The sequence below is a fragment of the Rosenbergiella australiborealis genome, from assembly GCF_018494035.1.
GTDB classification, from domain to species: Bacteria; Pseudomonadota; Gammaproteobacteria; order Enterobacterales; family Enterobacteriaceae; genus Rosenbergiella; species Rosenbergiella australiborealis.
In genome coordinates this window covers 1-1512 of record NZ_JABBFO010000033.1, presented here as the reverse complement: position 1 = coordinate 1512, position 1512 = coordinate 1, and the positions used below count along the sequence as shown (strand labels likewise).

Genomic DNA, 1512 nt, shown 5'->3' with positions numbered 1-1512 from the left:
ACTATCAGCCTACTCGCTTAAACCGGGACAACCGTCGCCCGGATAACCTAGCCTTCTCCGTCCCCCCTTCGCAGTAACACCAAGTACAGGAATATTAACCTGTTTCCCATCGACTACGCCTTTCGGCCTCGCCTTAGGGGTCGACTCACCCTGCCCCGATTAACGTTGGACAGGAACCCTTGATCTTCCGGCGAGCGGGTTTTTCACCCGCTTTATCGTTACTTATGTCAGCATTCGCACTTCTGATACCTCCAGCAGACCTCACAGTCCACCTTCAACGGCTTACAGAACGCTCCCCTACCCAACAACACATAGTGTCGCTGCCGCAGCTTCGGTGCATAGTTTAGCCCCGTTACATCTTCCGCGCAGGCCGACTCGACCAGTGAGCTATTACGCTTTCTTTAAATGATGGCTGCTTCTAAGCCAACATCCTGGCTGTCTGGGCCTTCCCACATCGTTTCCCACTTAACTATGACTTTGGGACCTTAGCTGGCGGTCTGGGTTGTTTCCCTCTTCACGACGGACGTTAGCACCCGCCGTGTGTCTCCCGTGATAACATTCTTCGGTATTCGTAGTTTGCATCGGGTTGGTAAGCCGGGATGGCCCCCTAGCCGAAACAGTGCTCTACCCCCGAAGATGAGTTCACGAGGCGCTACCTAAATAGCTTTCGGGGAGAACCAGCTATCTCCCGGTTTGATTGGCCTTTCACCCCCAGCCACAAGTCATCCGCTAATTTTTCAACATTAGTCGGTTCGGTCCTCCAGTTAGTGTTACCCAACCTTCAACCTGCCCATGGCTAGATCACCGGGTTTCGGGTCTATACCTTGCAACTTAACGCCCAGTTAAGACTCGGTTTCCCTGCGGCTCCCCTATTCGGTTAACCTTGCTACAAAATATAAGTCGCTGACCCATTATACAAAAGGTACGCAGTCACACGCTCAAGGCGTGCTCCCACTGCTTGTACGTACACGGTTTCAGGTTCTATTTCACTCCCCTCGCCGGGGTTCTTTTCGCCTTTCCCTCACGGTACTGGTTCACTATCGGTCAGTCAGGAGTATTTAGCCTTGGAGGATGGTCCCCCCATATTCAGACAGGATACCACGTGTCCCGCCCTACTCTTCGAGCTCACAATCAGTGCATTTTCATGTACGGGGCTATCACCCTGTATCGCCGGACTTTCCAGACCGTTCCATTAACACACTGACTGATGCAGACTCTGGGCTCCTCCCCGTTCGCTCGCCGCTACTAGGGGAATCTCGGTTGATTTCTTTTCCTCGAGGTACTTAGATGTTTCAGTTCCCTCGGTTCGCCTCGCAACACTATGTATTCATGTTGCGATAGTGTGTCGAAACACACTGGGTTTCCCCATTCGGATATCGTCGGCTATAACGGTTCATATCACCTTACCGACGCTTTTCGCAGATTAGCACGTCCTTCATCGCCTCTGACTGCCAGGGCATCCACCGTGTACGCTTATTCGCTTAACCTCACAACCCACAGACGTCTTAGACG

General features: G+C 52.5%; 1 rRNA gene. It reads right to left on the bottom strand.

Annotated elements, in window-relative coordinates:
- Window positions 1-1487 (bottom strand): 23S ribosomal RNA (locus HGT73_RS14560); the annotation flags it as partial.
- Window positions 1488-1512 lie beyond the last annotated feature (25 nt).